At 64.0% G+C, this 26,112-nt stretch carries 34 protein-coding genes; 15 read left to right on the top strand and 19 right to left on the bottom strand.

What is annotated here, in order from left to right; all coding sequences use genetic code 11:
- The first annotated feature begins 48 nt into the window (after positions 1-48).
- Complete coding sequence (locus BTHE68_RS15645; RefSeq protein ID WP_162067248.1) at positions 49-477, top strand: cupin domain-containing protein; 429 nt, start codon at positions 49-51, stop codon at positions 475-477.
- Here the strand turns inward: BTHE68_RS15645 and BTHE68_RS15640 are convergent.
- Both BTHE68_RS15640 and BTHE68_RS15635 read right to left on the bottom strand, forming a co-directional pair.
- Complete coding sequence (locus BTHE68_RS15640; RefSeq protein WP_162067247.1) at positions 471-965, bottom strand: LEA/WHy family protein; 495 nt, start codon at positions 963-965, stop codon at positions 471-473. The two genes, BTHE68_RS15645 and BTHE68_RS15640, sit on opposite strands and share 7 nt — an antisense overlap.
- Positions 966-991: 26 nt before the next feature.
- A complete protein-coding gene (locus BTHE68_RS15635) occupies positions 992-1,507 on the bottom strand; it encodes a metal-dependent hydrolase (RefSeq protein ID WP_162067246.1) in 516 nt (171 codons plus the stop codon).
- A gap of 259 nt (positions 1,508-1,766) precedes the next feature.
- Here BTHE68_RS15635 and BTHE68_RS15630 point away from each other — a divergent pair, with 259 nt between their 5' ends.
- Positions 1,767-2,273, top strand: a complete 507-nt coding sequence (locus tag BTHE68_RS15630) for a M48 metallopeptidase family protein (RefSeq protein WP_162067245.1) — start codon at positions 1,767-1,769, stop codon at positions 2,271-2,273.
- A gap of 26 nt (positions 2,274-2,299) precedes the next feature.
- Here BTHE68_RS15630 and BTHE68_RS15625 read toward each other — a convergent pair whose 3' ends face one another.
- Genes BTHE68_RS15625 through nthA form a run of 5 tightly spaced genes read right to left on the bottom strand, consistent with a single transcriptional unit; the run spans position 2,300 to position 5,530 of the window.
- On the bottom strand, positions 2,300-3,001 hold the full coding sequence (locus tag BTHE68_RS15625) for a 4'-phosphopantetheinyl transferase family protein (RefSeq protein ID WP_162067244.1): 702 nt from the start codon (positions 2,999-3,001) through the stop codon (positions 2,300-2,302).
- Positions 2,998-3,384, bottom strand: a complete 387-nt coding sequence (locus tag BTHE68_RS15620; protein ID WP_162067243.1) for a tautomerase family protein — start codon at positions 3,382-3,384, stop codon at positions 2,998-3,000. Before BTHE68_RS15620 ends, BTHE68_RS15625 begins: the two co-directional genes overlap by 4 nt.
- Positions 3,385-3,406: 22 nt before the next feature.
- On the bottom strand, positions 3,407-4,210 hold the full coding sequence (locus BTHE68_RS15615) for a nitrile hydratase accessory protein (protein ID WP_162067242.1): 804 nt from the start codon (positions 4,208-4,210) through the stop codon (positions 3,407-3,409).
- A 1-nt stretch (position 4,211) separates the two neighbouring features.
- Positions 4,212-4,880, bottom strand: a complete 669-nt coding sequence (gene nthB, locus BTHE68_RS15610) for a nitrile hydratase subunit beta (protein ID WP_162067241.1) — start codon at positions 4,878-4,880, stop codon at positions 4,212-4,214.
- Positions 4,877-5,530, bottom strand: coding sequence for a nitrile hydratase subunit alpha (gene nthA / locus BTHE68_RS15605; protein ID WP_162067240.1), 654 nt, complete (start codon positions 5,528-5,530; stop codon positions 4,877-4,879). The genes nthB and nthA overlap by 4 nt, the downstream gene beginning before the upstream one ends.
- Before the next feature lie 124 nt (positions 5,531-5,654).
- Here nthA and BTHE68_RS15600 point away from each other — a divergent pair, with 124 nt between their 5' ends.
- On the top strand, positions 5,655-5,849 hold the full coding sequence (locus BTHE68_RS15600) for a DUF1059 domain-containing protein (protein WP_162067239.1): 195 nt from the start codon (positions 5,655-5,657) through the stop codon (positions 5,847-5,849).
- Positions 5,850-5,866: 17 nt separating this feature from the next.
- Here the strand turns inward: BTHE68_RS15600 and BTHE68_RS15595 are convergent, their stop codons facing one another.
- The 5 genes from BTHE68_RS15595 to BTHE68_RS15575 all read right to left on the bottom strand — a co-directional run bounded on the left by BTHE68_RS15595 (position 5,867) and on the right by BTHE68_RS15575 (position 9,781).
- Entirely contained in the window at positions 5,867-6,760 is an 894-nt protein-coding gene (locus BTHE68_RS15595; protein WP_162067238.1) for a GNAT family N-acetyltransferase, read from the bottom strand.
- 135 nt (positions 6,761-6,895) lie between these two features.
- Positions 6,896-7,135 carry a hypothetical protein gene (locus BTHE68_RS15590; RefSeq protein ID WP_162067237.1) on the bottom strand — a complete coding sequence of 80 codons (240 nt, stop codon included), beginning with the start codon at positions 7,133-7,135 and terminating at the stop codon, positions 6,896-6,898.
- A gap of 290 nt (positions 7,136-7,425) precedes the next feature.
- On the bottom strand, positions 7,426-7,932 hold the full coding sequence (locus tag BTHE68_RS15585) for a cupin domain-containing protein (RefSeq protein ID WP_162067236.1): 507 nt from the start codon (positions 7,930-7,932) through the stop codon (positions 7,426-7,428).
- A 20-nt stretch (positions 7,933-7,952) separates the two neighbouring features.
- Complete coding sequence (locus BTHE68_RS15580; RefSeq protein WP_162067235.1) at positions 7,953-8,747, bottom strand: alpha/beta fold hydrolase; 795 nt, start codon at positions 8,745-8,747, stop codon at positions 7,953-7,955.
- A complete protein-coding gene (locus BTHE68_RS15575; protein WP_162067234.1) occupies positions 8,744-9,781 on the bottom strand; it encodes a M14 family zinc carboxypeptidase in 1,038 nt (345 codons plus the stop codon). Before BTHE68_RS15575 ends, BTHE68_RS15580 begins: the two co-directional genes overlap by 4 nt.
- Positions 9,782-9,969: 188 nt before the next feature.
- On the opposite strand from BTHE68_RS15575, the gene BTHE68_RS15570 reads away from it, so the two are divergent.
- Entirely contained in the window at positions 9,970-10,221 is a 252-nt protein-coding gene (locus tag BTHE68_RS15570; RefSeq protein WP_162067233.1) for a DUF4148 domain-containing protein, read from the top strand.
- A gap of 20 nt (positions 10,222-10,241) precedes the next feature.
- Here BTHE68_RS15570 and BTHE68_RS15565 read toward each other — a convergent pair whose 3' ends face one another.
- Together BTHE68_RS15565 and BTHE68_RS15560 are read right to left on the bottom strand one after the other, a co-directional pair.
- Positions 10,242-11,423 carry an acyl-CoA dehydrogenase family protein gene (locus BTHE68_RS15565; protein ID WP_162067232.1) on the bottom strand — a complete coding sequence of 394 codons (1,182 nt, stop codon included), beginning with the start codon at positions 11,421-11,423 and terminating at the stop codon, positions 10,242-10,244.
- A gap of 74 nt (positions 11,424-11,497) precedes the next feature.
- The gene (locus tag BTHE68_RS15560) at positions 11,498-11,878 is read right to left on the bottom strand and encodes a nucleotide pyrophosphohydrolase (protein ID WP_162067231.1); all 381 of its coding nucleotides are present in this window, start codon (positions 11,876-11,878) and stop codon (positions 11,498-11,500) included.
- 261 nt (positions 11,879-12,139) lie between these two features.
- Between BTHE68_RS15560 and BTHE68_RS15555 the strand changes: the two genes are divergently transcribed.
- Entirely contained in the window at positions 12,140-13,345 is a 1,206-nt protein-coding gene (locus BTHE68_RS15555) for an NAD(P)/FAD-dependent oxidoreductase (protein WP_162067230.1), read from the top strand.
- A 7-nt stretch (positions 13,346-13,352) separates the two neighbouring features.
- Here BTHE68_RS15555 and BTHE68_RS15550 read toward each other — a convergent pair whose 3' ends face one another.
- Both BTHE68_RS15550 and BTHE68_RS15545 read right to left on the bottom strand, forming a co-directional pair.
- Positions 13,353-14,336 carry a 2-dehydropantoate 2-reductase gene (locus tag BTHE68_RS15550; RefSeq protein WP_162067229.1) on the bottom strand — a complete coding sequence of 328 codons (984 nt, stop codon included), beginning with the start codon at positions 14,334-14,336 and terminating at the stop codon, positions 13,353-13,355.
- A gap of 71 nt (positions 14,337-14,407) precedes the next feature.
- Positions 14,408-14,596, bottom strand: a complete 189-nt coding sequence (locus tag BTHE68_RS15545; protein ID WP_162067228.1) for a DUF2970 domain-containing protein — start codon at positions 14,594-14,596, stop codon at positions 14,408-14,410.
- 210 nt (positions 14,597-14,806) lie between these two features.
- Here BTHE68_RS15545 and BTHE68_RS15540 point away from each other — a divergent pair, with 210 nt between their 5' ends.
- From BTHE68_RS15540 to BTHE68_RS15500, 9 genes are all read left to right on the top strand, one after another.
- Positions 14,807-16,564, top strand: coding sequence for a nitrite/sulfite reductase (locus BTHE68_RS15540; protein WP_162067227.1), 1,758 nt, complete (start codon positions 14,807-14,809; stop codon positions 16,562-16,564).
- The gene (locus BTHE68_RS15535) at positions 16,561-16,938 is read left to right on the top strand and encodes a DUF934 domain-containing protein (protein WP_162067226.1); all 378 of its coding nucleotides are present in this window, start codon (positions 16,561-16,563) and stop codon (positions 16,936-16,938) included. The genes BTHE68_RS15540 and BTHE68_RS15535 overlap by 4 nt, the downstream gene beginning before the upstream one ends.
- 203 nt (positions 16,939-17,141) lie before the next feature.
- Positions 17,142-17,576 (top strand): Hsp20/alpha crystallin family protein, encoded by a 435-nt coding sequence (locus tag BTHE68_RS15530; RefSeq protein WP_162067225.1) that lies wholly within the window; start codon positions 17,142-17,144, stop codon positions 17,574-17,576.
- A gap of 13 nt (positions 17,577-17,589) precedes the next feature.
- A complete protein-coding gene (locus BTHE68_RS15525) occupies positions 17,590-17,994 on the top strand; it encodes an Hsp20/alpha crystallin family protein (RefSeq protein WP_162067224.1) in 405 nt (134 codons plus the stop codon).
- 147 nt (positions 17,995-18,141) lie between these two features.
- On the top strand, positions 18,142-18,921 hold the full coding sequence (locus BTHE68_RS15520) for an ABC transporter substrate-binding protein (RefSeq protein WP_162067223.1): 780 nt from the start codon (positions 18,142-18,144) through the stop codon (positions 18,919-18,921).
- A 12-nt stretch (positions 18,922-18,933) separates the two neighbouring features.
- On the top strand, positions 18,934-19,722 hold the full coding sequence (locus BTHE68_RS15515; protein ID WP_162067222.1) for a class I SAM-dependent methyltransferase: 789 nt from the start codon (positions 18,934-18,936) through the stop codon (positions 19,720-19,722).
- 32 nt (positions 19,723-19,754) lie between these two features.
- Entirely contained in the window at positions 19,755-20,387 is a 633-nt protein-coding gene (locus BTHE68_RS15510; RefSeq protein ID WP_162067221.1) for an H-NS histone family protein, read from the top strand.
- 105 nt (positions 20,388-20,492) lie between these two features.
- Entirely contained in the window at positions 20,493-20,777 is a 285-nt protein-coding gene (locus BTHE68_RS15505; RefSeq protein WP_162067220.1) for a hypothetical protein, read from the top strand.
- A gap of 178 nt (positions 20,778-20,955) precedes the next feature.
- Entirely contained in the window at positions 20,956-21,216 is a 261-nt protein-coding gene (locus tag BTHE68_RS15500) for a hypothetical protein (protein ID WP_162067219.1), read from the top strand.
- Between the two features lie 42 nt (positions 21,217-21,258).
- On the opposite strand, the gene BTHE68_RS15495 is transcribed toward BTHE68_RS15500, so the two are convergent.
- Positions 21,259-22,674 (bottom strand): aminotransferase-like domain-containing protein, encoded by a 1,416-nt coding sequence (locus BTHE68_RS15495; RefSeq protein ID WP_162067218.1) that lies wholly within the window; start codon positions 22,672-22,674, stop codon positions 21,259-21,261.
- Between the two features lie 155 nt (positions 22,675-22,829).
- Between BTHE68_RS15495 and aptA the strand changes: the two genes are divergently transcribed.
- Positions 22,830-24,158: an omega-aminotransferase AptA gene (gene aptA / locus BTHE68_RS15490; RefSeq protein WP_162067217.1), complete on the top strand. Its 1,329-nt coding sequence runs from the start codon at positions 22,830-22,832 to the stop codon at positions 24,156-24,158.
- A 53-nt stretch (positions 24,159-24,211) separates the two neighbouring features.
- Here the strand turns inward: aptA and BTHE68_RS15485 are convergent, their stop codons facing one another.
- Together BTHE68_RS15485 and BTHE68_RS15480 are read right to left on the bottom strand one after the other, a co-directional pair.
- Positions 24,212-24,661: a PaaI family thioesterase gene (locus BTHE68_RS15485; RefSeq protein WP_061174488.1), complete on the bottom strand. Its 450-nt coding sequence runs from the start codon at positions 24,659-24,661 to the stop codon at positions 24,212-24,214.
- On the bottom strand, positions 24,658-26,112 hold the full coding sequence (locus BTHE68_RS15480) for an efflux transporter outer membrane subunit (RefSeq protein WP_162067216.1): 1,455 nt from the start codon (positions 26,110-26,112) through the stop codon (positions 24,658-24,660). Before BTHE68_RS15480 ends, BTHE68_RS15485 begins: the two co-directional genes overlap by 4 nt.

The following is a 26,112-nucleotide window of genomic DNA, read 5'->3' as shown; positions in this document are numbered from 1 at the left end:
TTTCGGCTATTGTCGAGGGCGACGCATCGAGCCGATGGAGGCATTGCCATGCAGAACAGCACGCAAGAGTCAGCGCAGCAAACGGTCGTCACGGTGCGGCCGCAGCAGGAAATCGCGACGGTTCAGCGCCTGCCTTATTTCATCGGGTTGTCGGCGGCGACAGCGGGCACGCGCGGCCTCGCGATGCATCTCGTCGTCGTCCCGCCGGGCGGGCATGGCGAGCCGCATGTCCATGTGGGCTACGAGACGGGCATCTACATACTGGAAGGACGCATCGAGACGCGCTATGGGCCGGGACTGGCGCAATCGGTCATCAACGAGCCGGGCGACTTCGTGTTCATTCCGCCCGGCGTGCCGCATCAGCCGGTCAATCTGAGCGCAACCGAGCCCGCCCGCGCCGTGATCGCCCGCAACGACGCGAACGAAGCGGATCGCGTCGTGCCGTACGATCCGAAGGAAGTCCCGGCATCTCAGTAGCCGGACGCGCCCATGCCCGGCAGATCGACATAGCCCGAGTCGGAGAAGCGCGCGCCGCCGAACGCGCCGCCCGCGAGCTTGCCGCGCACCGCATACGACACCTTGCTGACGGTGTCGCCGTTCGCGAAGCCGAACGCCTGGCGCGCGACCGAGAACGCCGACACCGTCACCGGCACCGACACGATCGTCTCGCCGAAACGCGGCACCGTGCCGCGTTGATCGCTCACGCCGCTCGCGAACGCACGGCCATTGAGGTCGAGATCGAGCGCGACGCCGTCGAAGTCGATCGGCGCGTCGTTCGGGTTCTGCACGCGCAGTTTCACGGCAAAGCGCATTTCGAGCCCTTGCCCTTCGAGCGGCTCGATGCCCGCGACCGACACGCGCATCGCATCGCGATTGAAGAAGCCTGCGCAGCCGTCGAGCGCGAGCATCGCGAACAGCACGGCGAACAAAAGGATGAAGCGACTGCGCGTGTGATTGGTTTGCATGACGGCGGGTCTCCTCGCGTTATCGTTCAGAAATGCAGCGCGTTCAGCAGCATGCGCCCATACGCATGATGAAACCAGACATCGTCGATGACGAACAGCGCCGCGGCCCACGCAGCCATCACGATGATCAGATCGCAGTGGCCGCTCGTCCACAGTCTGAGCGAGTGACGCCCGGCGATCCACGGCACGCCGAGCGGATTCGGCCAGTCGGCGAGCAGATGCATGATGCCGCCGCACGCGAAGCCGAACGCGACCGGCGCCGCCGGATGCCGCCCGAGAAAATGATACGAAAGCGCGAGCAGCGCCGCCCAGCCCACGCCCCAGTGCGTGAGCGTGCGATGCGTGATCCAGAGCCTGCGCGCCCGCGTCCACCAGGCGACTTCGAGCCAGTCGGGCGCGGTGGCGCCGGCGACGCCCGCCAGCAATGCAAGCACGCCCGACACCATGTCCGCGCCCGCTGTCGTGGCCGGATGCACCACGACCGCCGCCGCGATGATGCCCGCCGCCCATCCGGTCGCGTGATGCGCCTTGCTCGATGCCATGAAAAACCCTGCCTTGTCACCCGTGCCGAAAGAGCGCGCATGTTCGCACGGCGGGCACATCCGGAACCGGGCTGAAACATAAACTTACGGAATTGCGCGCATCGAAACACGCTTGTGATCACAACGGCGGCGAGGCGGCGCGGCGTTGACTAGAATGGTTGCTAGATTGCTGCGCAATTCTCGCTGCGGACGCTGCCCGATGCGTCTCACGCGTGTCCGCGCAGCGCGCATTGAACGTATCCATTCAAATCCAGCCGTCATGCAACAACTGAAATACCTGAGCGCCTACCCGAACACGCTTCAGGACAAGGTGCGCCGACTGATCGCCCAGCAACAATTGGGCGCTTATCTCGACGCACGCTATCCGAACAAGCACGCCGTCCAGTCCGACCGCGCGCTCTACGACTATTGCTCAGACCTGAAGCAGGAATTCCTGCGCGTCGCGCCCGCGATCGACAAGGTCTTCTACGACAGCAAACTCGACGTGCTGCGTCACGCGCTCGGCCTGCACACCGCGATCTCGCGCGTGCAGGGCGCGAAGCTCAAGGCGAAGAAGGAGATCCGCATCGCGTCGCTGTTCAAGGACACCGCGCCGGAGTTTCTTCGGATGATCGTCGTGCACGAACTCGCGCATCTGAAGGAAAGCGATCACAACAAGGCGTTCTATCGGCTATGTGAGTTGATGCAACCGGGCTACCACCAGACCGAGTTCGATCTGCGGCTCTATCTCACGCATCGCGATCTCATCCGCACCAGGGCGGCGTGAGTTGGCGTGAGCGTCGCTGCGCCGCATCAATATGACCACGCGAGCGCGGCGGCGTATCTCGAAGGCGCGTCGAGCGCGATAACGTCGAACGCGCCTGCTTCGCGCGTGATCGAATAGAGAATGCCATCGCGCGGCAGAACCGAAAAACCGCTCATCGTGATCGCACCGCCGCCGATGCCGTGGCCGTGCGCCTTCAGCACCGCTTCCTTGGCCGTCCAGCAGTCGAAGAAAGCGCCGATTCTGGCGACGTCGTCGGCCATTGCTTCGATTTCCTTGCGGTCGATATCCGCGAGCACGGCGGGCGCCAGTTCGCGCCAATGGAACGTCGCGCGTGCCTCCTCGATATCGACGCCCACGCGCCTCGCCCGCGACACCGCGATCAGGCCATGATCGCCCGAATGGGACACGTTGAAGTCCGGCGCGTCCGGATGCGCAAGGAACGGTCTGCCTCTTTCGTCGGCGTCCAGCACGAGGTTCGCGGCATCGCGGCCCGTCTCGATGGCCAGCACATGGCGCAGCGCGCAGCGCACGGAGGCGAAACGGGCGGCGTCCGCGTGACGCAGAAAGCGCGCGGCGCGCGCGCGCTCGCTAGCGTTCATCACGGCGTACGCCGCGTGGTCGAGCGGCATGGCGAAATCGAAATCGATCCGCCACACACGCACGTCACTGGGCGCATCGGCGGGAAGCGGGATGGGCCGGAGGTCGAAGGGAATCGTCGTTTCGGTCATTTGGGCGCGTACTGGGCCTCGCCGTTGCCGAAGGACCAGTTCTCCTTCTTCACTTCGACGAGGCTGATGAACACGTCCTCGCGGCGCAGCTTGAGGCGCTCGTGCAGACCATCGGCGATGGCCTTGTAGAACGCGCTTTTTTTGGCGAGATCGCGGCCTTCATTGAGCGTGACCTGGATCACGACGCAATCGTCGGTGCGGTTGATGCCGAGATACGTGCGGTCGATGATGAAATCCGTCGCGCCATGTTCAGCGACGATCTGAAAGCGGTCGTTCTCGGGCACGTCGAGCGTCGCGCGCATCGCCTCGTAGACCACGTCGCCGATGGTGGCGCGATACGCGCTGTCCTTGCCTTTCTGCAGATCGATTCGAACGAGCGGCATGAGCTTCTCCTCGTAGATGGTTTCAACGATGTTCCGGATGCAGCAGCAATTGCGGCAAGCCCGCGCGATCGACGTACACGACGGCGTTCTGCCCGAATTCCTTCATCAGCGCATCGGCGCTCGCGTGCGTTGCGCCTGGCACGAAGAGACTCGCTTCGGCCAGCCAGATGTTCATCGGATCGAGGCCCTCGCCGCGCAGCGCGCGCAGCCCCAGTTGTCCGACGCGCTCGATCAGCTTGCGCTGCCGCGCCGCGTTTTCTTCGGGCGCGAGCACATGACCGAACGGATTGAACGCCGTGACGAACACAGCGCTCTCGACCTCGTGTTCCGCAAGCAGCGACGCCACCGCGCTATTCGCCACGCCGATCCTCATGTCGATGACCGGCTGCGCTTCGATCCGGTAGATCGCGCTGCGATACGCATCGAGCGTCGCGGCGGGCAGTCCGTGCGCGCGTCCGAGTTCGATCGGCTGGCCGTGCGGCGTGGCGCGCGCGGCCTCGTCCCATTCGACTCGCCTCTGCGCGAGCGTCTCGATGCTCACGCAGCCCTTCTCCGTCGTGAGCCGTTCCAGCGCGCTCAGCCAGTGCGTGTAGTAAGTGTCGCCGTGATCGGGATCGCCGGATGCCTGCGCGTCCCTGATCGCCACGCTCAGCGCGTGCGCCCACTCCTTCCACGTGAACACGCCGCGCTCGTACAGCGCGAGCGTCATCGCGAAAGCCTGCGCTTCCCACGGCTCGCGGAATACCGGGCCGTCATCGTCGAAAGGCAGTTCGGGCAAGGCGGTGCGCAGTTCGTGCAGCTTCGGCTTCGGGTCGTTCGGGGTCATGTCACGCTGCATCGAGATACGGTTCCCAGCAATCGACACACACCGACGACGCCGTCGTGTCCGGTCCCCAGAGTTCAGTCGCATCGAAACGCACTGTGTAGAGCCAGTGCGGATGCTCGCCGTGGCCGAGCGCGTTTTCATCGGGAAACACATGCGTGCCCCGCACCGCGACGATGCGCCCCGCCTTGCCCCGGCAATAGCGCGGCAGACGCGTGTGCGTCGGTGGATTCATCAGCTTCGTGCGAACTTCATCGCCGACGGCAAAGCGCGCGAGCGATGTCGCCGGACGCTCGACCGGCGAGCCGCGCAACAGCGCAGCGCTCACGTCCGCCGCCTTCAGCACGCGCACGTCCGGCTTCGCGGCGGCTTGCGAATGGCCGCTCGCGATTTCATCGGCGCTTGCGAGTCCTTTCGCCATCAGGAGCTTCTTCAAGCCCTCGAACCAGATTTCGTAATAACTGCTGCCGAGATATTGCGCGGGCGGCAGGCTCTCGCGCGCCGCGCGCGAGGTGTCGATATTCCATTGACCCGTTGCGCCCATCGCGAGCGTGACGGCCAGCACGCGCCGCTCCCAGTCCGCATGAAAAGGCGATGCGCCCGGCGCGTCGCACGCGTCGATCTCGACGGGACCGAACGCCTGCATGCCGCCCATGTCGTGCGCCGCGTTCATGCCGATGCTCCCATCGCCTGCGATGGCGAAACCGCGAGGCCCGTGCCGATCATCGAATCGCGCGTGACGAGGTCGGCGAGTGCGTCTTCGTCGAGATGATCCGTGCCGGCGGGACGCTTCGGCACGACGAGGTAGCGGACTTCGGCGGTCGAATCCCACACGCGCAATTCGACCTGCGCGGGCAGTTCGACGCCAAAGTCCTTCAGCACGCCGCGCGGATCGATCACCGCGCGCGAACGATACGGCGCCGACTTGTACCAGACGGGCGGCAGCCCGAGCACCGACCACGGATAGCACGAGCACAGCGTGCACACGACCATGTTATGTACGTTCTCCGTGTTCTCCAGCGCGACCATGTGCTCGCCTTGCCGCCCGCTAAAACCGAGCGATGCGATAGCGGCGGTGGCGTCGTCGAGGAGCCACGCGCGAAACGCCGGATCGCGCCACGCCTTCGCCACGACACGCGCGCCATTGCGCGGCCCGACCTTGTGCTCGTACGTTTGAACGAACACATCGAGCGCCTGGCGGTCGATATAACCTTTCTCGATCAGCAGTGATTCGAGCGCGCGCACGCGCAGATCCATCTCCGGCAGCGCGCTGCCGGCGTGATCGTGATCGTGATCGTGATGATGGGGATGATCGTGGCTCATGAGCGGGCTCGCGAATGGCACAGACGTCACACGTTACCGGAGTGTGCGCGTGCGTGCAAACGCCGTCACGACCCGCTCGCGCGCCGCCTATACTTGGATCAGCGTCTCATGTGAGGAGGATGCCATGACACGCAAATATATCGATTGCCGCGAGTGCCCGAGCGACGTGAAGTGCAGCGTCGCGCTGTGCGCGGACAGCGAGGACGAGTTGATGGAAGCGGCCGTGCAGCACGCAGTCGCCGTGCATCAGCACGCCGACTCGCCCGAACTGCGCTCGCAACTGAAGACCCTCTTCCACGACGGCACGCCGCCGGCCTGATTGCCGCATTTGCGCGGTCAGCCTAGCTCGAAAGTCGTCACGCCGAAGATATTCGCAAGCGGCACGTCCGGCGCCGCTCGCGTGTACATGCGCGCCGTTTCGAAGACGCTTTGCATCGAATGCTCGACGGCGAGCGCGACAGCCGCGGGATTGCTTTCGGGCACGTCGAGATACACGGTTTCGCCCGGCAGGACCGACACGAGCGCGCGGAACAGCGAGCGCGCGGCGGACAGATCGTCGGCGAAGAGCGGACCGATCTTGTGGCCCGTGCCGCAGCGCCGGATCGCGCCGAATCCGCGCAGCGCGTCGCCATCGAGCGCGACGAGTGCGCGCGCGCTCGCAGGCGGCTGCGCCAGCCACGCGCGCAGGAAAGCGGCGCGCTCGCAGGCGAACATGCGCGTGTCGTAATCGAGCAGACGTTCGAAGGGAATCTCGCGCGCGTCGACGATTTTCACGCCGTCGACAGGTTCTTCGTCCGAAGACGCGACGCCTTCATAGCGCACATTGCGATACGCCAGCACGAAGCCTGATTTTCGATAGTTGGGCTGCTGCGCCAGCACGCCGTCCAGCCCGACGTTGCGTGCGCCGAGATACGCCATGCCGTGGTTCCACAGACGCATGCCGAAGCCCTTGCCGCGCCATTCCGGACACACGATATAGAGCCCGATGAAACCGAACGCGTCGCCATACGCGACCGCCGAGATGCAGCCGATCGGCGAGTCATCCCAGGTGCCGACGAAGAAGCCGTGCGGATCGGCGGCAAAGAAAGCGCGGGCATCGTCGAGGCCGGGGTTCCATCCTTCGGTCGCAGCCCACGAAAGCGCGACGTCGACATCGCGCGGCATCATACGGCGCACGGCGAAGCGAGGGTCATCGGGAATCGCGTAGGACGGACACGGAACGGACGACATGGAAAGCGCCTTGTCGAAATGCGAATGCGTTCAGTGTCGCGCGTTTCTGGTGCAGGGGAAAGGTGCTGCGATGGGTGGGAACACGAGGGGAGAAGAACTGCAGAGGAAGATCGGGACGGATGTGCGCCGTCCCGATCAGGAATAGCCCTGACGCCGCTCGCCGCGGCTGAAGCTCTGGCGCGAGCGCCAGTCTTCCGAGCGCAACACCTGTTCGCCGTCCTCGCGGGCTTCTTCTTCGGATTCGAAGCCATCGTCGCTATACGCGACGACCTTCATGCCGCCGCCCGCTGCGCGTTCTACAGTGATGCCCCAATGCCACCCGCCTTCCTGATGAAAGACGTGCAGCGCCGGTTTCGACGATGTGGTCAGTTCCATAAATGCGGCTCCTTCGAGCAAACGCCCGTCACGCTTACCGGCGCCGCCCGATGAGACACTCCCTGCTACCGGCGCTTGAATATTTGTATGGATGCGCCGTTGCATGAATGCTTGGACGTACCCGCCAAGGACAGCATACGCAATGCGATGCTGCGTTGCAACACGAGGTTTCCCTAGGCGTGGTGCGAATGGCACGGGAGTCACAAGAATTAACAGGAAAGTCGTCACTGTTACGCGCAATAGACGCGAGATGTCAGCAACGACCGTTACCTGACATGTTCATGCCCGCTTCATTCGCCATCCCAGTAGCCGAGTGAATCGCTCGCGCGAAACACGGCGCGCAAGCCTTTCACGCCGGGCTCTTCGGCGACGAGCACGGCCTGACGGCCCGTATCCGGATACTCGACCACTTCCGGCGACTGCATCGTACTGACAGCGAGATAGCGCAACGATTGCGCACCCGTATTAACGATCTGATGCGCCGTTGCTGCATCGCCCGGCGGACAGGCGATCACATCGCCCGCGCGGATCGCATGCGACTCCTCGCCGATGCGTACTTCGCCCTCGCCTTCGATGACGAAGAACATCTCCTCGTTCACGCGATGATGATGAAACGGAAACGCCCTCTTGCCCGGTTCGAGCACGATCAGGCTATAGCCCAGCTTCTTCGCGCCGAGCATGCCGCCGATACGCGCGATACGTGGCGCATAGCGTTCGGCGGCGGCGCCTGTCGGCGCGAATTCGGGCGGCAGCGGTTGCGGATCGATTACATCGAGATTGATGATGGGCGGTTTCATGGTGGATGTCGTTATCGATGTCATGCGTTTGTCACTCGAATGTCACGCTTGCGTTCGTGTTCCGCGAGCCATGCGGCGATCGCGTTGCATGTCCAGTCCGCATCGTCGTGCGGCAGATCGTGGCCGGCCCACGGATGCACCGCATGCGCGGCGCGCCATTGTCGCGCGATACGCACGGAGCACACCGGATCGACCATCCGGTCGGCCGCCGACGACAGCAGCAACACCGGACAGCTCGGCGCATCGCGGCCCGCGCGAAAACGCGCTGCCGCCAGGAGTTGCCGCAACGCATTCGCCGCGCTCGCGCCATGCGTGCGCCGTAGCGCCGCCCATTGCGCGATGTCCGCATCGCGCGTGTCATCGCGATTGCAGGTCAGGCGATGAATCAGCGCTTCGCATCGCTCCGGTTGAGTCCAGTACATCGCGATCCTCGCGAGCATCGGCCATGCCGCGGGACGCAGGCGCTCGCGCACGCGCGCGAACGGACGCATGCTCGTGTTGATCAGCACCAGCCGCTCGATCTCATCGGGATGATGCGTGACCCATGCGGTCGCGACCATCGCGCCGAGCGACATCGCGAGTACGCGGCACGGCAGGCGCAGGTTCAGCGCGGCGGCACGGGCGCGCACGAGGTTCATCATCGCGATGACGGATTGCGGCGCGGCATCGGAGCGCTCGATGCCATTGCCCGGCAGATCGATGCAGACGAGACGCTCGCCCGTATCGACCAGCCCGTGCGCGATGAACGCGGCGTCGAACGCGCCCCAGTGACGCGCTTCGCGTGTAAGGCCGCGCAGAAAAACCCAATCGCTCATGATGCGCCCGCGCGGCGCCAGTGTTCGCGCGCGCGCCGCAACAGGTCCTCGCGAAATTCTCCGGCAGGCAGCCAGCGGCGCGACGAAAACGCGGCGCGCGTGAGGAAATCGAAGAAGTTCGGATGACGCCTCAGCACGCGCCGCGTGCGGTGCGCCTTGATCGGATTGAAGATGCCGAGGCGCGAGAACAGCTGCATCGGATTCTTGCGAATCCAGCGCCACGAGCCGAGTTCGAGCGTCATAGGCAGAAAGATGTTCGGTGCGCGCGAGCGGTCATACGCGAAGTCCCACAGATCGCCGTGCAACAGATATTGATGGCTCTGCGGTTCGAATGCATAGCCGTGATGCGGATACGACTCCTCGAACATCGTCTTCAGCAGATACATTTCTGGCAGATGCGCCATTTGCCGCTCGGTGCGCGCATAGGGAAACCAGATGCTGTCGTCCCAGCCGAATCCCGAGTGGCAGTCGAGCGCAAAGCTCAGCGGACGGGACATCAACTGCTCCTCGACCACCGACAGCAGCGCCGCGCTCTCCGTTTCCATGCGGCCGTCGACGGGCCCGCGATACCACGGCAGCCACGGGCCGATGCGCTGCCCGCCCGCGAGAAACGGCACGCGCCCTTCCGCGCTTTGCGGCGCGTTGCGCATCAGGTCGACGCCGTTCGGATTCGCGCGGGTGCGCGCGAACATGCCGCCGGGATTCACGATCGGCATGAAGATGAGGTGGATCGCGCGCAATTGCTGATGCAGCGTGTCGTCCCATTCGAGGCGGCGCAACAGCGCGCGCATGTACTCGAGCACGAGTTGCGTGCCGATGCATTCGAGCCCATGCACGCCGCCGAAAAAGCCGATCGCGGGCGCTTGTGGATCGTCCGAGCCGATCGATGCGGTCAGAAGCGGAAACGCATGCTGGCGCGCCTGCACTTCGCCGATCGTGCGCCACGCGAGACGCGCGCCGCCCGCGACGCGAATCGCGTTCAGTTCGTCCATTTCAGGAAAACTGCTGGTGATGGCAATGCTCGAAGGGCTCATGACCGCGGCCTTTTTTTGTCGTATTCGCTATCCCGGGACGCCTCGCTCGGGACAGTCGAGTATAGGGCGCAACGTCAGTACACGGCACATGGCATGCGATATGCGCTCCAGCCGAAAACGTCTCCTGCTGTTTTGCGTTCTGTCACCTAGAATGAGATGACCGTGCTGCACGGTATGAGGTATTCGTCATGACAACCACTCCCCGTATCATTCTCGGCGCGCTTGCATTGTGCTGCGCGGCTTCCGCGTTCGCACAACCGCAGGCATCGCCCAGCGATCCGAATGCGCCCAAAACCCGCGCGCAAGTCCGGCAGGACTTTCTGCTCTGGCGCTCGGCGGGCTACGATCCGAACGACTGGCTGAACTATCCGGACAACGCGCTGCGCGCGAGCCGCATCATCGCGCAGCGACAGGCTCGCGGCGAGATTACCGTGCAGTGAGCCGGTAATCGGAGCATTCGTCAGGCGGATCCTGCGCGCGTTTTGTCCGCGCGCAGGATCCGCCGTGCGATGCTCCAGCGATGCACTTCCGACGGACCGTCGTAGATCCGGAATGCACGCATGTCCGCGAAAATCCGCGCGACGACCGTTTCATGCGTGACGCCCTGACCGCCGAGCATCTGCACCGAGCGGTCGACGACACGCCACAACGCCTCCGACGACACCACTTTCGCGATGCTCGACTCGTGCTTGCCGAGCACGCCCTGATCGAGCACCCACGCGCAATGCCAGATGGCGAGGCGCGTCACGTGCAGGTCCATTTCATTGTCCGCGAGCATGAAGCCGACGCCTTCGTGCTCGCCCAGCGCGCGGCCGAACGCCTGACGGTCTCGCGCATACGCAGTGGCGATATCGTGCGCGCGTCGCGCGGCGCCGAGCCAGCGCATGCAGTGCGTGAGACGCGCGGGCGATAGCCGCACTTGCGCGTAGCGGAAGCCTTCGCCCGGCTCGCCGAGCACGTTTTCCTTCGGCACGCGCAAGCCCTCGAAGCGCACGACGCCGTGGCCGCCGGGAAAGCACGTGTCGAGCGAATCCATCGCGCGTTCGATGACGATACCTGGACTCGTCATGTCGGCGAGGAACATGGTCGCGGGTCCGTCGACGAACTTTGCCATGATGATCGCGACCGACGCGCCGTCCGCGCCCGTGATGAACCATTTGCGGCCATCGATCACGTATTCGTCGCCATCGGGCACGGCGGTGGTCTGCAGCATCGCGGGATCGGCGCCCGCGCCCGGCGGCGGCTCGGTCATGCAGAAGCACGAGCGGATGTCGCCCGCCGCGAGCGGACGCAGCCAGCGCTCCTTCTGCTGCGGCGTGGCGATCGCTTCGAGCAGATGCATGTTCCCTTCGTCTGGCGCGGCGATGTTCAGCGCGACCGGGCCGAGCGGCGAATAGCCGGCTTCCTCGAACAGAATCGCCTTCGCGACGTGATTCAGTCCGAGACCGCCGAACTCCGGCGAAACGTGACTCGACAGCAAGCCCGCCTTGCGTCCTTTCGCGATCAGTTCGGCGCGCAGCGCCTCGTTCGGACCGTGCGGCGTGCAACGCGGATCACGCTCGAAAGGCACGATCTCCTCGGCGATGAAAGCGCGCACGCGCGCCTGCAGTTCGGTCAACTCCGGCGAAAGCGAAAAGTCCATCGGCAATCCTCTAAGGGAAACGGGCTGAAGGCCAAGCTTAACCGCGCGAGCGCATCGCGCGCCAGTGGCTTTGCTTACTCGTCGTATTCGGTGTATTTGCGCGCATCGCCCTTTACCTTGTGCGCCGGATACTTCGACCGGTTCAGCGCCATCTTTTCGATCAGCGCGCGGTGCAAATCGACGTCGAGCGAATCCGCCAGCATCACCAGATACGCGAGCACGTCGGCCATCTCGTGACTGATGGCACGCAGTCTGGTTTCGTCGAGTTCCGTCCTGTCGCCGGTTTCGAGCCACGTGAACGGCTCCAGCAGTTCGCTCGCCTCGACGGAAAGCGCCGCGGCCAGATTCTTCGGTGAATGAAAGCGGCTCCAGTCGCGCTCGCGCACGAACTCGCGCAGCATGTCGCGCATCTGGATCAGTTCGCTTGCGCCTTCCTGCTGATTCTGTTGCTCCATGAGCTTTCCTCCGACGGTTCGTTGCGTAGCTTAACGCGATGTCTGGTTCCATTCCTCTTCCGATTCGAACTACGCTCCGTCTTATCCCAGATGTCCAGAATTCGCATCCTTCCGTCCGGAATCCGCGAATTCGAGACATTGTGTGCGGCACATCGTAAACTTCTTGCTCTTCTTAACTACGACTCATAGAATCGTAGTTAAGCAATGACGACGACGAACGTCCGTCGAGCGATCCCATATCGAATTCCAAGGAGCATCGAGATGTCCAAGCGTATTCTGGTAGTCGGAGCCGGCTTCGCCGGCATGTGGAGCGCCCTTTCCGCAGCGCGTCTCATCGATCAACACGGCAGGACGGATATCGAAGTCGTGCTGATCGCGCCGGAGCCGCATCTGCATGTGCGTCCGCGTCTTTACGAAGAAAACGCCGCGCGCATGAAGGCGCCGCTGCTGGACATCTTTGCATCCACGGGTGTGCGCTTCATTCAGGGTACGGTTTCGCGCATACACGTCGAACGCAACGAGGTCGACGTGCTCGGCACGGACGGCACGCCGTCGACGCTGAACTACGACCGTCTCGTTCTGGCCACCGGCAGCCGGCTGTTCCGTCCGCAGATTCCGGGGCTCGCGCAACACACGTTCAGCGTGGATCAGGTCGAAGAAGCCGCCGCGCTCGAAGCGCATATCAGGAATCTCGCGACGCGGCCGGATACCCCTGCGCGCAACACGGTGGTCATCGCGGGCGGCGGATTCACGGGCATCGAAACGGCGGCGGAAATGCCGGCGCGCCTGCGCGCGGCGCTCGGTGAGAACGCAGATGTGCGCGTCATCATCGTGGAGCGCAACAAGGAGATCGGGCCGGACCTGGGAGCCGGTCCGCGACCGGTCATCGTCGAGGCGCTCGAATCGCTCGGCGTGCAATGGCGGCTCGGCGCGGCGGTGACGTCCGTCGATGCCAACGGGCTCACCACGTCCGACGGCGAGCGCATCGAAGCGAGCACGGTCATCTGGACCGCCGGCGTGCGCGCGAACGCGCTGACCGCGCAGATTCCCGCCGAGCGCGACGCGCTGAGCCGCCTGCATGTGGATCGCAATCTGCGCGTGCTGGGCGTCGATACGGTCTACGCAACGGGCGATGTCGCCTACGCCGCCACCGACGACGAAGGCAATCACGCGATGATGTCCTGCCAGCACGCGATGAACCTCGGCCGCTCGGCGGGCCATAACGTTGCAGCGGATTTGCTGGGCGATGCGCCGATTCCGTATAGCCAGCCGAAATACGTGACGTGTCTCGATCTCGGCCCGTGGGGCGCGGTCTATACGGAAGGCTGGGAGCGTGAGGTGAAGATGTCGGGCGCGCAGGCGAAGGAGCTGAAGACGCGCATCAACACCGAGTGGATCTATCCGCCGAGCGCGGCGCGGGCCGAGGCGTTCGCCGCCGCGGACCCGCTGCGTATCGTCGTCGCTTGAAGCAGATTCAGGCCGCCGGATAGAGGCCCAGCACGCGCGCATGCAGGCGCGCGAGTCCGAGCAGGGCATCGGTGAACGGCGTCGGCACGCCGGTCATCGTGCCCAGCTCGCGCACCGACGCGACCAGCGCGTCGAGCTCGACTGCCTTGCCCGCCTGGACGTCCTGCAGCATCGACGTTTTCATCGCGCCGAGCTTGAGCGTCACCGCGTGACGGTCTTCCGGCTGCTGCTCGATCGGAACGCCGAAGCGCGCGCCGATGTCCTTCGCCTCCAGCATCACGTTCGTCACGAAACCGCGCACGAGGTCGTCGCTCAGGATGCGGTCGGTGGTGGCGCCGGTGATCGCGCTGATGGGGTTCATCGTCATGTTGCCCCATAGCTTGAACCATACGTCGCGTTGAATCTGCTGCGAAAGCGTGGCGTCGAAGCCCGCCTTCGCGAAAAGCGCCACGAGCGATTCGGTGCGTGCGGTCGGCGCACCCGTCGCCTCACCGAGAATCAGGCCCTTGCCCTGATGATGCCGGATGACGCCCGGCGCTTCGACGAAGCAGCTCGCATGCACGACGCAGCCGACCGTCTGCGCGCCGAGAATCGCAGCCGCGATCGCGCCATGCGGATCGACCGATGTGAGGCGCCTGCCCGTGAACGGCGCGCCGAGGCCGTCGCAGAACCACCAGGGCACGCCGTTCATCGCGGTCAGCACGGTGGTTTCACCGACAAGCAGCGGCGCGATGTGCGCGGCGACCGATTCCATCGCGGGCGCTTTGACCGCGACGACCACGAGATCCTGCGCGCCGAGATCGGCGGGTTCCGCACTTGCCGCGACCTTCACGGTGTGCGTCGCATCCTTCTCGACGAGTCGCAGACCGTCTTGCTTCAACGCGTCGAGCGTCGCGCCGCGCGCGATCACGCTGACATCGCAGCCCGCCTGCGCGAGCTTCACGCCGATCCATCCGCCGATGGCGCCCGCGCCATATACGCATACTTTCATCGTCCCGAACCTCGCTGATGTCGATCATCCGGTCATCATTGTAAGAGCGGGACGCGGCGCGCGTCGCAAATTCAGTGCGCGATGCCCGTGGCGAACTTCGCGACCGCCAGCAGCGTCAATCCGAACGCGCCAGCGAGCATCACCGCGATGACCGGCAAGAGCGGCAGCTTTACCTGCGCGAAGTCGGCGTTGTGCGACGCGCGCTTGCGCACGCCGAAAAAACTCCATAGCACGATGCGAATCATCTTCAAGAGTTCCATGAGCGGCTCCTTTGCGTCGGTGAACGGTTCTTTTACGCGTCCATGATGAGCGCGGCGGCGGGCGAAAAACAGCAGCAGTTGTGGTGTATTTGGCTGTAGCAGCAGGAGGCGCGGGGTTCGCTGCTACCGTCGAAATCATCGCAACTGCTGCTTGTCGGGGTGCCGTTCGCGCTCTATCGTTGGCCCTCTCTCCGCTACGTCGCCACTTCCATGTACCGATACACCGAGTTCGACAAGGCATTCGTGAAGAGCCGTGCCGCGCAATTTCGTGATCAGCTCGAACGCTGGCAGGACGGCCGTCTGAGCGAAGACGCGTTCCGTCCGCTGCGCCTGCAAAACGGCTGGTACGTGCAGCGTCATGCGCCGATGCTGCGCGTGGCCGTGCCCTACGGCGAATTGTCGAGCGCGCAGTTGCGGGTGCTCGCGCGCATCGCGCGTGAATACGACGACCCCGATCCCGAGGTCTACCGCTCGGCGAGCGAGGCGCAAGGCAAGCTCGGCACGCAGCGGCTGCCGACCCATTGCGCGCACTTCACGACGCGCACCAACGTCCAGTTCAACTGGATCCCGCTCGATAAGTCCGCGGACGTGATGGACCTGCTCGCGACCGTCGACATGCACGGCATCCAGACGAGCGGCAATTGCATCCGCAACATTTCCTGCGATGAACGTGCGGGCGTCGCGCCCGATGAAGTGGCCGACCCGCGTCCGTTTGCCGAGATCATGCGTCAATGGACGACGCTGCATCCCGAGTTCGCGTTCCTGCCGCGCAAGTTCAAGATCGCGATCACAGGCGCGAGCGAGGATCGCGCGGCGACCGCGTGGCATGACGTCGGCCTGCAACTCGTGCGCGACGAAAGCGGCGCGCTCGGCTTTCGCGTGAGCGCGGGCGGCGGCATGGGACGCACGCCGGTGATCGCCACGCTGATGCGCGAATTCCTGCCGTGGCCGCACATCATGAATTACATCGAGGCGATCGTGCGCGTGTACAACCGCTACGGCCGCCGCGACAACAAGTACAAGGCGCGCATCAAGATCCTGATGAAGGCCGAAGGCCAGCGCTATATCGATGACGTCAACGAGGAATTCCGGCAGATCGTCGAGCATGACGGCGCGCCGCACCTCATTTCGCAAGCGGAACTTGAGCGCGTGAGCGCGTCGTTCGTGCCGCCGGCATTGCACGCTTCACCTGCGACGTCCGATGGCGTCGTACCGGAGGCGCATCCGCTTTTTGCGCGCTGGCTGCAACGCAACGTCGCACAGCACCGAGACCCCGCGTTGCGCATCGTGACGCTGTCGTTCAAGCGTCTGCTCCAGTCGCCGGGTGACGCGAGCGCCGATCAACTCGACATCGTCGCGGATCTCGCCGATCGCTTCTCGGCGGGCGAAGCGCGTGTCACGCACACGCAGAACATCGTGCTGCCGTGGGTGCGCGCAAGCGAACTCTTCGCGCTGTGGCAGGCGGCGCGCGATGCGGGCCTGGCGAGCGCGAACGTGCATCTTCTCACCGACATGATCGCGTGCCCCGGCGGCGATTTCTGCGCGCTCGCCAATGCGCGCTCGCTGCCGGTGGCGCAAGCCATCTCAGAGCGCTATCAGGATCTCGACGAACTCGACGACATCGGCCCAATCGATCTGCATATCAGCGGCTGCATCAACTCATGCGGGCATCATCACAGCGGACATATCGGCGTGCTGGGCGTCGACAAGGACGGGCGCGAGTGGTATCAGGTCACGCTCGGCGGATCGGACGGCAGCGCGGCGAGCGGCGCGGCGCAGCCGGGCAAGGTGATCGGGCCGTCGTTCAGCGCGGCGGAAGTGCCCGACGTCATCGAGGCGATCATGACGACCTATCGCGACGCGCGCGAGCGTCATGAGCGTTTCATCGATACGGTGCGACGCCTGGGGATCGAACCGTTCAAGCTTGCCGCAAACGCAGCCCGTGCGAATGATGAGGTGACGGCATGAACGAGATTCGAGGCATGTGCATTCTCACGCAGCAGGATCATGACGCGGATACGAATGAACGCGTCGCGATCCTCGCGAACGACGCCGATCCGCACACGCTGAAGGGTCAGCTGGCAGCACTCGATCGTATCGAATTACATTTTCCGCATTTCACCGATGGCCGCGCGTACAGCCAGGCTTATCTGCTGCGCAAGCGTCTGGGTTTCGCGGGAGATCTTCGCGCGACCGGCGATGTGCTGATCGATCAGCTCGTGCAGATAGCGCGAACCGGGTTTTCGAGCGCGGTGCTGAAAGACGGGATGGACGTCGCGGATGCCCAACGGCAGTTCGCGCGTTTCGCTGGCTATTATCAGGGCGATCTGGCGTCACACTGAACCGCCCATTCGAACCGATGTAAGCCCTCTTCAGCGCCTTTCAAGCCCCGCCCCGAGAAAATAAATCGCACTGGAAACATAGCGCTCCGGTATTGAAACGATAGCCTTCGCACCTACTTTGGATGCATAGGCAGCGACACCCCGCGCTGTCGTTTCAACTTCCTGCTGCCGGCCTCGTTGGCCGCATTATCGGAGACTGGACCATGAGCGACTTTTATTTTGGCGGCGACGTTTTCTCGGAACTGGACCGCGTGCAGCGGCAGGTGTCCTCGCTGTTCGGCAATCTTCCTTCCAGCATTCGTTCGAGCCGTGCGGATGCGTTCCCTCGCCTGAATATCGGCAGCACTGACGATGCGATTCACGTCGTCGCGTTCGCGCCCGGTGTCGAGCCTTCTTCGCTCGATGTCACCGTCGACAAGGGCACGCTCACCATCAGCGGCGAGCGCAAGCAGCAAGCCGTCGCGCAAGGCACGCGAAGCTATGCGAAAGAGCGTTTCGCCGGCGGTTTTCGTCGCGTGATCGAGCTGCCGCAGAACGCCGATACCGACAAGGTCGAAGCGCGTTACGAAAACGGCACGCTGTCCATCACCATCGGCAAGCGCGAAGCGTCGAAGCCGCGCGCGATCAACATTCAGTAAGCGAGAGCACATCATGACCGACAACACGCAAGTCGCAGCCAAGGACACGAACGAAGTGACGCGCAAGAACGAAGACACGACGCGCAGCCCGACGGTGACGCCCGCGGTCGATATCGTCGAGGACAGCCACGGCATCACGCTGTGGGCCGATCTTCCCGGCGTGCCGCGCGAGAAGCTCGACGTGAAAGTGCACGATGCGCGCCTCACCATCGAAGCCGAAGCGCAATTGCCCGTGCAGGGCGCCGTTCGCGTGCATCACGCCGAATTGCGCGCGCCGCGTTTCGCACGCGCCTTCACAGTGAGCGACGACTTCGACACGACGAAGATCGATGCCAATCTCACCAACGGTGTGCTCAAGCTCACGATTCCGCGTCGCGAGGAAGCGCGTCCGCGTCGTGTCGACGTGCGGGCGGGCTAAGCACCACAAGCAATTGAAATCAGTTCTGTTCGAACGGCCGCGACTTTTTCGCGGCCGTTTTTTATTGCGCCCAATTCCCGCCTTCTATAATCTTCAACGGCGGCTCGTGCCGCCCATATTCATAACTCATAGATTGAAGGGACTATCGTGAAGAGGCTGTTGACGGTGTTGTTGGGTTCGATGCTGACCGTATCGATCGGAGCGCATGCAAAGGAATGGTCGACGATCCGCTTCGGTGTCGATGCAAGTTATCCGCCTTTCGAATCGAAAGCACCCGACGGCACGCTAGTCGGCTTCGACATCGACGTCGGCAACGAACTGTGCCGGCGTCTCAACGCGAAATGCGTGTGGGTGGAAAACGCATTCGACGGCATGATTCCTGGACTCAAGTCGCGCAAGTTCGACGGCGTGCTCTCCACGATGTCGATGACGCCCGCGCGCGTCAAGCAGATCGCCTTCTCCAGCAAGCTCTTCCACGTACCCACGCGGCTCGTCGCGAAGCGCGATTCGAGCATCCAGCCGACGGCGCAAGCGCTCGCGGGCAAGACGGTCGGCGTCGAACAGGGTTCGATGCAGGAAACCTATGCGAAGGTCCACTGGGGCGCGCAGGGCGTGAAGGTCGTATCGTATGCGGATCAGGATCAGGTCTATCAGGACCTGCTCGCTGGCCGGCTCGACGCCTCTCTGCAAAACGCCGTGCAGGCCGAGCGCGGCTTTCTCGACACGCCGCGCGGCAAGCCCTACGGCTTCGCAGGCGGCGCGCTCGAAGACAGCGCGATCTTCGGACCCGGCACGGCCATCGGCCTGCGGAAGGAAGACACCGACCTGAAAGAGAAGCTCGACGGCGCCATCGCCGCGATGATCAAGGACGGCACGTACAAGCGCATCGAGCAGAAGTATTTCGACTTCGATATCTACGGCGAATAACGAACAACGGCCATGACGCAGCCCGCGAACGATGAATCCGCTGTGCATCGCGCAGCCGCGCAAGGCTACACGGCCAACGCCGACAGCTACGTACGCGGGCGGCCCGATTATCCGCCGCAACTCGCTGGCTGGCTCACGGATACGCTCGGGTTGAAGTCGGGCGCGAGCGTCGTCGATCTCGGCGCGGGCACCGGCAAGTTCACGCCGCGTCTCGTGCAGACGGGCGCGCGCGTGATCGCAATCGAGCCGGTCGATTCGATGCGCGCGAAACTCGCCGCCGCCCTGCCCGGTGTCGAGGCGCTCGCGGGCACGGCGCAATCGATACCGCTCGCGGACGCATCCGTCGATGCGCTCGTGTGCGCGCAGTCGTTTCACTGGTTCGCGAGCCGCGCGGCGCTCGATGAGATTCATCGCGTGCTGAAGCCGGGCGGACGGCTCGGGCTCGTATGGAATCTGCGCGATGCGCGCGTGCCGTGGGTCGCGAAGCTCGACGCCATCGTCAACCGATACGAAGGCGATACGCCGCGCTATTACTCCGGCGCATGGCGCGATGCGTTTCCGCATGAAGGCTTCGGTCCGCTCGTCGAAACGCATTTCTCGCTCGGGCACACGGGCGCGCCCGAAGACGTGATCGTGCATCGCGTGCGCTCGACGAGCTTCATCGCGTCGTTGCCCGAAGCCGCGCGCGCCGCCATCGATGAAGACGTGCGCAAGCTGATCGATGCCGAACCCGAACTGAGCGGCAAACGCGAAGTGACCGTGCCTTACGAGACCGCGGCGTTCGTCGCGATCAGGCAATGAAGTGAAGTTCGTCGACAAAAAAGGAGACGGCGATGGCGACGCTCAAACAGATGCAGGCCAGGTTGAAGAAACTGCGCGCACAGGCCGAAAGCCTGATCGCGGATCGCGCGCAAGCCGTGCTCAACGATATCCGCGCGATGATGGAAAGGCACGGCCTCACGACTGACGATATCGAACGGCACGGCAAGAAGGCCAAACGCGCCGCAAAGCCGCAGGTGGCCTATCCGGCGCCGGCGGGCCGCCATCAGGCGATGACGAAGCTCGCGAAGAAAGGCAAGCTGCCCGCGAAGTACCGCAATCCCAAGACGGGCGAAACGTGGAGCGGCTGGGCGCGGCCGCCTGCGTGGATCGCGAACGTGAAGGATCGCAGCAAGTTTCTGATCGATGCCGAAGGTGCGCCGAGCGCGGCCAAACCGAAGCCGGCGGCCAAGAAAGCGGCGGCGAAGAAGACTGTGGCAAAGAAAGCGGCAACAGCGAAGAAGTCCGCGCCGGCCGCGAAGAAAAAAGCGGCGATACCTGCAGCGAAGAAAACCGGCGCCACGGCCAAGCCAGCGGCGAAGCGCAGCGCGCCGCGCAAACGCGCAACGAAAGCTGCGACCGTGTCCGTGCCGGAGCCCGCGCCGATTATATCGACGCCAACGACGACCGACGAGGCATCCACGTAAGGCTCAGCCTTGCCGTTTTTGCATGAAGGCGCGAAAGAATCGACATGGGTGCGCGAGCGAAAGCCGCGCACCCGCGAGGCGCTTCGGCATCGGCACAATGCTTGCGTGGATATCGACGCACATGCCGAGAACGTCGAGGACATCATGCATCATTCGATCGAATCCAACGAACTGACTCATATCGATCTGGCGCGATTCCAGGTCGTGCAGGTTTCCGACGGCACCTTTACCGTCGTGTTGTGGGAAGCGCCCGGGCGCGACGAGCAAGCCTCCACGCTGACGATTCGTCTATGCGATCCGCTCAATCCGGTGCGTCGGAAAGACGTCTGCGAACACTTGCGAGCGCATCTCGCGGTGTCGCGACGGACAAAGCGGCGCGCGAAGCCGTGATCTGATCGCGCGCGGCGTCATCCCATTGTTTGAGATCGACGAAAACTCAATTGGCATTTGGTGGGATTAAAAATCGGCGAAGGACTTATAGACTGCGTTCACATGTCGGGGCCGTTTCGTAGCAAACAACGCGCTTTCCGATTGCCGCATGTCCCTTTCTCTTCGTCGGAGCATTCTCGTGAACAAGCGATTCGTCGTAGGCTTTGCCATTGCATTGAGTTCTGTTTTCGCCGGTTCGGCATTTGCAAGCGGATATGGTCCGGCGCCGCATTATCGTCCGGATGTCGGTGCGCCTGCCTCGCAGCACGGCGTGAGCGCGCAGACCTTCGCGGCGGAAGAAGCCGCGCAAGGACGCAGCGATTTCAACGCGACTCCGCGCACCGCGCAGACTCAGGACGGGCAGGTTTCGGCGTCCGTCAATTCTCAAGTATCGCAATAATTTTCGAATGAGCGGACATGATGTTCAATCATCGTGTCCGTTTCAATTGGCCTTAATTGTTTTTTCCAGAAAATCCCAGAGCGCATCGTCCACTGAATACGGGACGTTGAATCGAAAGCAATTGCTTTCCGCGTCATTCGGACGGAAATACGAACCCGGCGCGAGCCATACGCCGTGTTGCAGTGCGCGCGTGGCGACCACGCTTCCCGCTGCCGGATCGATCGGCAACGCGCCCCACACGAAAAGCCCAGCGCGCGGTCGTCGAAACAGCTCGACGCCGAGTGCGTCCATGCGTTCCTCGACGAGCGCATGCGCATCCTTCAGCTTCTCCACGACGAATTCGACGTGTCGCGCATAGCGCCCTTCCGTCAGCACTTTCTCGACGATGCGCTCCGTCGCTTCCGATGACGTGAGGCCCACGGCCATCTTCGTACGCGCCAGCTCGCGCAACACGTCGCGCTCCGCCACGACATAACCGCAACGCAGCGCGGGCGTGATCGTCTTCGCGAAACCGCCGACGTACAGCACGCGGCTTAAGCCCTCCATCGCCGCGAGCAAGGGCGCGCCGGGCGGCGCGAGTTCGCGCGTCACATCGTCCTCGACGACCCACAGACCGTGACGCTCCGCGATCTGCATCAGACGGAATGCGGACGCCATGCCGAAGGTCGCGCCCGTCGGATTCTGCAAGGTCGTGTTGAGAAACACCGCTTTCGGCCGATGCTCGATCACGATGCGCTCGAACACATCCGTATCGATGCCCGCCGCGGTGCGCGGCACGCCGTGCACCTGCAGGCCCGCGAGCCGCAGAATCTGCAGCAGATTGCAGTAGCCGGGATCTTCTACGACGACCGCATCGCCCGTCCGCAGCAACGTCCGCACGATCAGATCGAGCGCCTGCGTCGCGCCCGCGGTCAGCAGGACATTGGACGATGCATCGACCGGCAGGCCATGACGGTCGAGCTGTTCGGCGATCCGCTCGCGCAGCGGCGCGAAGCCATACGGATGCCCGTAGTCCGCGATGCGCGCCGCCGGCACGCGACTCACCGCGCGCAGCGCATGTTGCAGGCCGCTTTCATTGATCCATTCGTTCGGCAGCCAGCCGCAGCCGGACTTGATCGGCACGGAGTGATCGGCGAATACATCCGATAAAAGCCAGGTCGCGGTGAGACTCGGCGGCTGCCACTCGACGGCGCGCACCCGCTCGCTGCGCCCCCGCAAAGCCACGCGATAACCCGAGCCGCGCCGCGCGGTGACGAGGCCCATCGATACGAGCCGGCCATAGGCTTCCGTCACCGTGAAGGTGCTGAGGCTCTCCGCTTCGGCGAGACGCCGCACAGACGGCAGCAGCGCGCCCGCGCGCAGCGTCTGCTCCTCGATCGCCATGGAGAACGCGCGTACCAGTTGTTCGACGAGCGTCGGCGCCTGACGGGAGCCGCGCTCCAGCTTGAGTTCGATCATGGATTCGAGAATAGCGCGACAACCACGCGCTGACCAGCACAGTTGGCAGCATTTTGCCAGCACAGTTAGCAGCGCAGTGAAACAACTGTCTATGCCGTGCAATTTTGCCGAGGAATACAGTGCAGTGACCGTTCTTTCCGAGGAGGAGACCCGCCATGAATGCACGCCCCGTCATCGACGACCTTTCATCGTTCTGGATGCCGTTCACCGCCAATCGCCAGTTCAAGGCTGCACCAAGGCTGCTCGAAAGCGCGAAAGGCATGTACTACCGCTCGACCGATGGCCGCGAGGTGCTCGACGGCACGGCGGGTCTGTGGTGCGTGAACGCAGGCCATTGCCGGGAAGAGATCGTCGATGCGGTGACGAGGACGCTCGGCACGCTCGACTTTGCGCCGACCTTCCAGATGGGCCACCCGATTGCGTTCGAAGCCGCGACCAAGGTCGCCAGCCTGATGCCCGAAGGACTCGATCGCATCTTCTTCACCAACTCGGGCTCGGAGTCGGTCGATACGGCGCTGAAGATCGCGCTCGCCTATCATCGCGCACGCGGCGAAGGCCAGCGCACGCGTCTGATCGGCCGCGAGCGCGGCTATCACGGCGTCGGCTTCGGCGGCATTTCGGTCGGCGGGATCGCGCCGAATCGCAAGACGTTCTCGGGCGCGCTGTTGCCGGCGGTCGATCATCTGCCGCATACGCACGATCTCGCGCACAACGCGTTCACGAAGGGGCAGCCCACGTGGGGCGATCATCTCGCCGACGATCTGGAGCGCATCGTCGCGCTGCACGATCCGTCCACGATCGCCGCCGTGATCGTCGAGCCGCTGGCCGGTTCCACGGGCGTGCTGGTGCCGCCGCAGGGCTATCTGCAGAAGCTGCGCGAGATCTGCACGAAGTACGGCATTCTGCTGATTTTCGATGAAGTCATCACCGGCTTCGGACGTCTGGGCAAGGCAACGGCGAGCGAGTACTTCGGCGTCACGCCGGACCTCATCACGATGGCTAAGGCGATCAACAACGCAACCATTCCGATGGGCGCGGTCGCCGCGCATCGCAACGTGCACGACACGGTCGTCAACGCGGGCGCGGCCAACGCGATCGAACTGTTCCACGGCTACACGTATTCGGCGCACCCGGTCGCGACCGCCGCGGCAATCGCGACGCTCGATCTCTATCAACGCGACAAGCTGTTCGAACGCGCGGCCTCGAAGGCCGAAAAGTTCGAAAGCGCCGCCCACGCGCTGCGCGATGCGCCTTACGTGAAGGACATTCGCAATCTCGGTCTCGTCGCGGGCATCGAGCTGGATTCGCGCGACGGCGCGCCGGGCGCGCGTGCGTATGAGGTGTTCGTCAAGTGCTTCGAGGCGGGCGTGCTCGTGCGTTACACCGGCGATATCCTCGCGTTCTCGCCGCCGCTCATCATCGAAGATGATCAGATCGATCAGATCTTCGGCACGGTGAGGAAGGCGCTGGAAAGCGTGAAATAAGCGGTTCTCTTCGCGTCGAAGGCCCGGTTTCCCTGACGAGGAACCGGGCTTTTTTATCGTTCCATGACGAGCAGCGTCGAGGTCGCCGATGCGAACAGCCGGCCGCTCGCGTCCTTGAGCGTCGCTTCGGCGAATGCGGCGCGGCGTCCGATGGACAACACGCGCCCCTCCGCGCGCAGCAGTCCCGAATCGCGCGTGACCGCCTTGTGATACGCGACCTTCAGTTCGAGCGTCGTGTATGCCTGCGTCGCCGTCAGGCATGAATGCACCGCGCATCCGCACGCGGAATCGAGCAGCGTCGCAGCATAACCGCCGTGCACGGTGCCGATCGGGTTATACGCATGATCGCCCGGCACGCCCGCGAATACCGCCCTGCCCGCTTCGACCTCGATGAAATCGAAATCGAGCGACACGAGAATGCCCGGTTTGCGCTTTGATGCGATCAGCTTGCGCAGTTGCGCGAGACCATCGAGGCCGGCGGCCGTTTCTTCGATCAGGCTCATTGGGTCGCCTCCATCTTCGCAGTAGCGGTCTTGATCACATCGTCATCGCCGGTCACGCTCCAGCCGCCGCCGAGCGAGCGATACAGCGCCACCGCCGCGAGCGCATGCTCACGCTTCGACTGATTCAGCGCATCGGCATCGCGCAGATACGATTGCTGCGCGTCGAGGACATCGAGAAAGCTGGCCGCGCCGCCCTTGTACAACTGCGTCGACAGCGTGAGCGATTGATCGGACGCGGCGAGCGCATCGGTCAGGCGCGCGGTCGATTCGGTCGTGCTGACGAGATCGCTGCGCGTATCCTCGACGTCCTTCAGCGCTTCGAGCATGGTCTGACGCAGATGCAATTCCGACTCGCGCATCCGGCTCTCGTTCTGCTCGATCTCCGCCGTAATGCGGCCCGCGTTGAAAATCGGGCTCGTCGCGTTGAGCGCGGCGGAGAAGAGATTGTCGGTGAGCGTCGGCAAACCGAGATACGACGACGCCAGCAAGCCATCCGACAATCGCAGCGAAAACTTCGGATAGCGCTCCGCCCGCGCGACGCCCACTTCCGCCGCGCGCTGCTGCACAGTCGCATACGCAACGAGCACATCGGGGCGGCGCAGCAACGCTTCGGATGGGAGCATCTGCGGCGCGCCGCTCGCCGGCACAGGAATGACGGGAGCCGCGCCCGCATTCGCGAGCATCAGCTTGTCGACGGATTCCGGCGTGCGGCCCGAATACACCGCGATCAGGCTCAACTGATGCTGAATCGTCGCCTGCGTGCGCGGGATGCGCGACAGCAGATCGCTCAGCTGATTCTGCGCGCGCGCGACATCGAGCTTCGTCGACAGGCCGTATTGCAGGCGGCGTTGCGTCAGCTTCAGCGCGCGCTCGCGAATCTCCTGGTTGTCTTGCAGGATCTTCAGTTCGGCCTGCGCCCAGCGCAGATCGACATACGCAGCGGCCGTGTCGGCGGCGAGCGCGAGCCTGATCTGATCGGCGGCGTGTTCGCGGCCGACGAGCTGCGCCTGCGATGCCAGCAACTCCAGACGCTCGCCGCCGAACACATCCGGCGTCCAGCTAAGCGTCAGGCCCACGCCCGCCTGCTTCACATAGCCGAGCGGCGGCGGCGTGTTCTGGCGCGTGTAGGCGCCGCCGGCGTTCGCGTCCAGTTGCGGGAGCAGCGCGGCGCGGCGTTGCGTCGTCAGCGCTTGCGCCTGTTTCACGCGCTCGACGGCGGCCTGAAGATCCAGGTTGTCATCGAGCACCGACGCAACGAGTTCGTGCATGACCGGATCGTTGAACTGATTCCACCATGCTGTGGGATCGACGGCCTGCTTCGGCGCATCGACGCTCCAGTCGGCGGGCGCGGTCGCGTTCACGGTCGCGGGAAGATCGGCGTGCGTGGCGGGCGGCACCGCGCACGCTGCGAGCGTCATGCATGCAAGTATTTCGACGAGAAGTTTTTTCAT

The organism is Burkholderia sp. THE68 (genome assembly GCF_009938265.1).
GTDB lineage: Bacteria > Pseudomonadota > Gammaproteobacteria > Burkholderiales > Burkholderiaceae > Caballeronia.
The sequence above is the reverse complement of the archived record's forward strand: the minus strand, read 5'-3'. Positions and strand labels throughout refer to the sequence as shown.

Bases quoted from the DNA above. Each gene is read 5' to 3' on its own strand.
- BTHE68_RS15645 (WP_162067248.1), top strand. From the start codon at position 49: ATGCAGAACAGCACGCAAGAGTCAGCGCAGCAAACGGTCGTCACGGTG.
- BTHE68_RS15640 (WP_162067247.1), bottom strand. From the start codon at position 965: ATGCAAACCAATCACACGCGCAGTCGCTTCATCCTTTTGTTCGCCGTG.
- BTHE68_RS15635 (WP_162067246.1), bottom strand. From the start codon at position 1,507: ATGGCATCGAGCAAGGCGCATCACGCGACCGGATGGGCGGCGGGCATC.
- BTHE68_RS15630 (WP_162067245.1), top strand. From the start codon at position 1,767: ATGCAACAACTGAAATACCTGAGCGCCTACCCGAACACGCTTCAGGAC.
- BTHE68_RS15625 (WP_162067244.1), bottom strand. From the start codon at position 3,001: ATGACCGAAACGACGATTCCCTTCGACCTCCGGCCCATCCCGCTTCCC.
- BTHE68_RS15620 (WP_162067243.1), bottom strand. From the start codon at position 3,384: ATGCCGCTCGTTCGAATCGATCTGCAGAAAGGCAAGGACAGCGCGTAT.
- BTHE68_RS15615 (WP_162067242.1), bottom strand. From the start codon at position 4,210: ATGACCCCGAACGACCCGAAGCCGAAGCTGCACGAACTGCGCACCGCC.
- nthB (WP_162067241.1), bottom strand. From the start codon at position 4,880: ATGAACGCGGCGCACGACATGGGCGGCATGCAGGCGTTCGGTCCCGTC.
- nthA (WP_162067240.1), bottom strand. From the start codon at position 5,530: ATGAGCCACGATCATCCCCATCATCACGATCACGATCACGATCACGCC.
- BTHE68_RS15600 (WP_162067239.1), top strand. From the start codon at position 5,655: ATGACACGCAAATATATCGATTGCCGCGAGTGCCCGAGCGACGTGAAG.
- BTHE68_RS15595 (WP_162067238.1), bottom strand. From the start codon at position 6,760: ATGTCGTCCGTTCCGTGTCCGTCCTACGCGATTCCCGATGACCCTCGC.
- BTHE68_RS15590 (WP_162067237.1), bottom strand. From the start codon at position 7,135: ATGGAACTGACCACATCGTCGAAACCGGCGCTGCACGTCTTTCATCAG.
- BTHE68_RS15585 (WP_162067236.1), bottom strand. From the start codon at position 7,932: ATGAAACCGCCCATCATCAATCTCGATGTAATCGATCCGCAACCGCTG.
- BTHE68_RS15580 (WP_162067235.1), bottom strand. From the start codon at position 8,747: ATGAGCGATTGGGTTTTTCTGCGCGGCCTTACACGCGAAGCGCGTCAC.
- BTHE68_RS15575 (WP_162067234.1), bottom strand. From the start codon at position 9,781: ATGAGCCCTTCGAGCATTGCCATCACCAGCAGTTTTCCTGAAATGGAC.
- BTHE68_RS15570 (WP_162067233.1), top strand. From the start codon at position 9,970: ATGACAACCACTCCCCGTATCATTCTCGGCGCGCTTGCATTGTGCTGC.
- BTHE68_RS15565 (WP_162067232.1), bottom strand. From the start codon at position 11,423: ATGGACTTTTCGCTTTCGCCGGAGTTGACCGAACTGCAGGCGCGCGTG.
- BTHE68_RS15560 (WP_162067231.1), bottom strand. From the start codon at position 11,878: ATGGAGCAACAGAATCAGCAGGAAGGCGCAAGCGAACTGATCCAGATG.
- BTHE68_RS15555 (WP_162067230.1), top strand. From the start codon at position 12,140: ATGTCCAAGCGTATTCTGGTAGTCGGAGCCGGCTTCGCCGGCATGTGG.
- BTHE68_RS15550 (WP_162067229.1), bottom strand. From the start codon at position 14,336: ATGAAAGTATGCGTATATGGCGCGGGCGCCATCGGCGGATGGATCGGC.
- BTHE68_RS15545 (WP_162067228.1), bottom strand. From the start codon at position 14,596: ATGGAACTCTTGAAGATGATTCGCATCGTGCTATGGAGTTTTTTCGGC.
- BTHE68_RS15540 (WP_162067227.1), top strand. From the start codon at position 14,807: ATGTACCGATACACCGAGTTCGACAAGGCATTCGTGAAGAGCCGTGCC.
- BTHE68_RS15535 (WP_162067226.1), top strand. From the start codon at position 16,561: ATGAACGAGATTCGAGGCATGTGCATTCTCACGCAGCAGGATCATGAC.
- BTHE68_RS15530 (WP_162067225.1), top strand. From the start codon at position 17,142: ATGAGCGACTTTTATTTTGGCGGCGACGTTTTCTCGGAACTGGACCGC.
- BTHE68_RS15525 (WP_162067224.1), top strand. From the start codon at position 17,590: ATGACCGACAACACGCAAGTCGCAGCCAAGGACACGAACGAAGTGACG.
- BTHE68_RS15515 (WP_162067222.1), top strand. From the start codon at position 18,934: ATGACGCAGCCCGCGAACGATGAATCCGCTGTGCATCGCGCAGCCGCG.
- BTHE68_RS15510 (WP_162067221.1), top strand. From the start codon at position 19,755: ATGGCGACGCTCAAACAGATGCAGGCCAGGTTGAAGAAACTGCGCGCA.
- BTHE68_RS15495 (WP_162067218.1), bottom strand. From the start codon at position 22,674: ATGATCGAACTCAAGCTGGAGCGCGGCTCCCGTCAGGCGCCGACGCTC.
- aptA (WP_162067217.1), top strand. From the start codon at position 22,830: ATGAATGCACGCCCCGTCATCGACGACCTTTCATCGTTCTGGATGCCG.
- BTHE68_RS15485 (WP_061174488.1), bottom strand. From the start codon at position 24,661: ATGAGCCTGATCGAAGAAACGGCCGCCGGCCTCGATGGTCTCGCGCAA.
- BTHE68_RS15480 (WP_162067216.1), bottom strand. From the start codon at position 26,112: ATGAAAAAACTTCTCGTCGAAATACTTGCATGCATGACGCTCGCAGCG.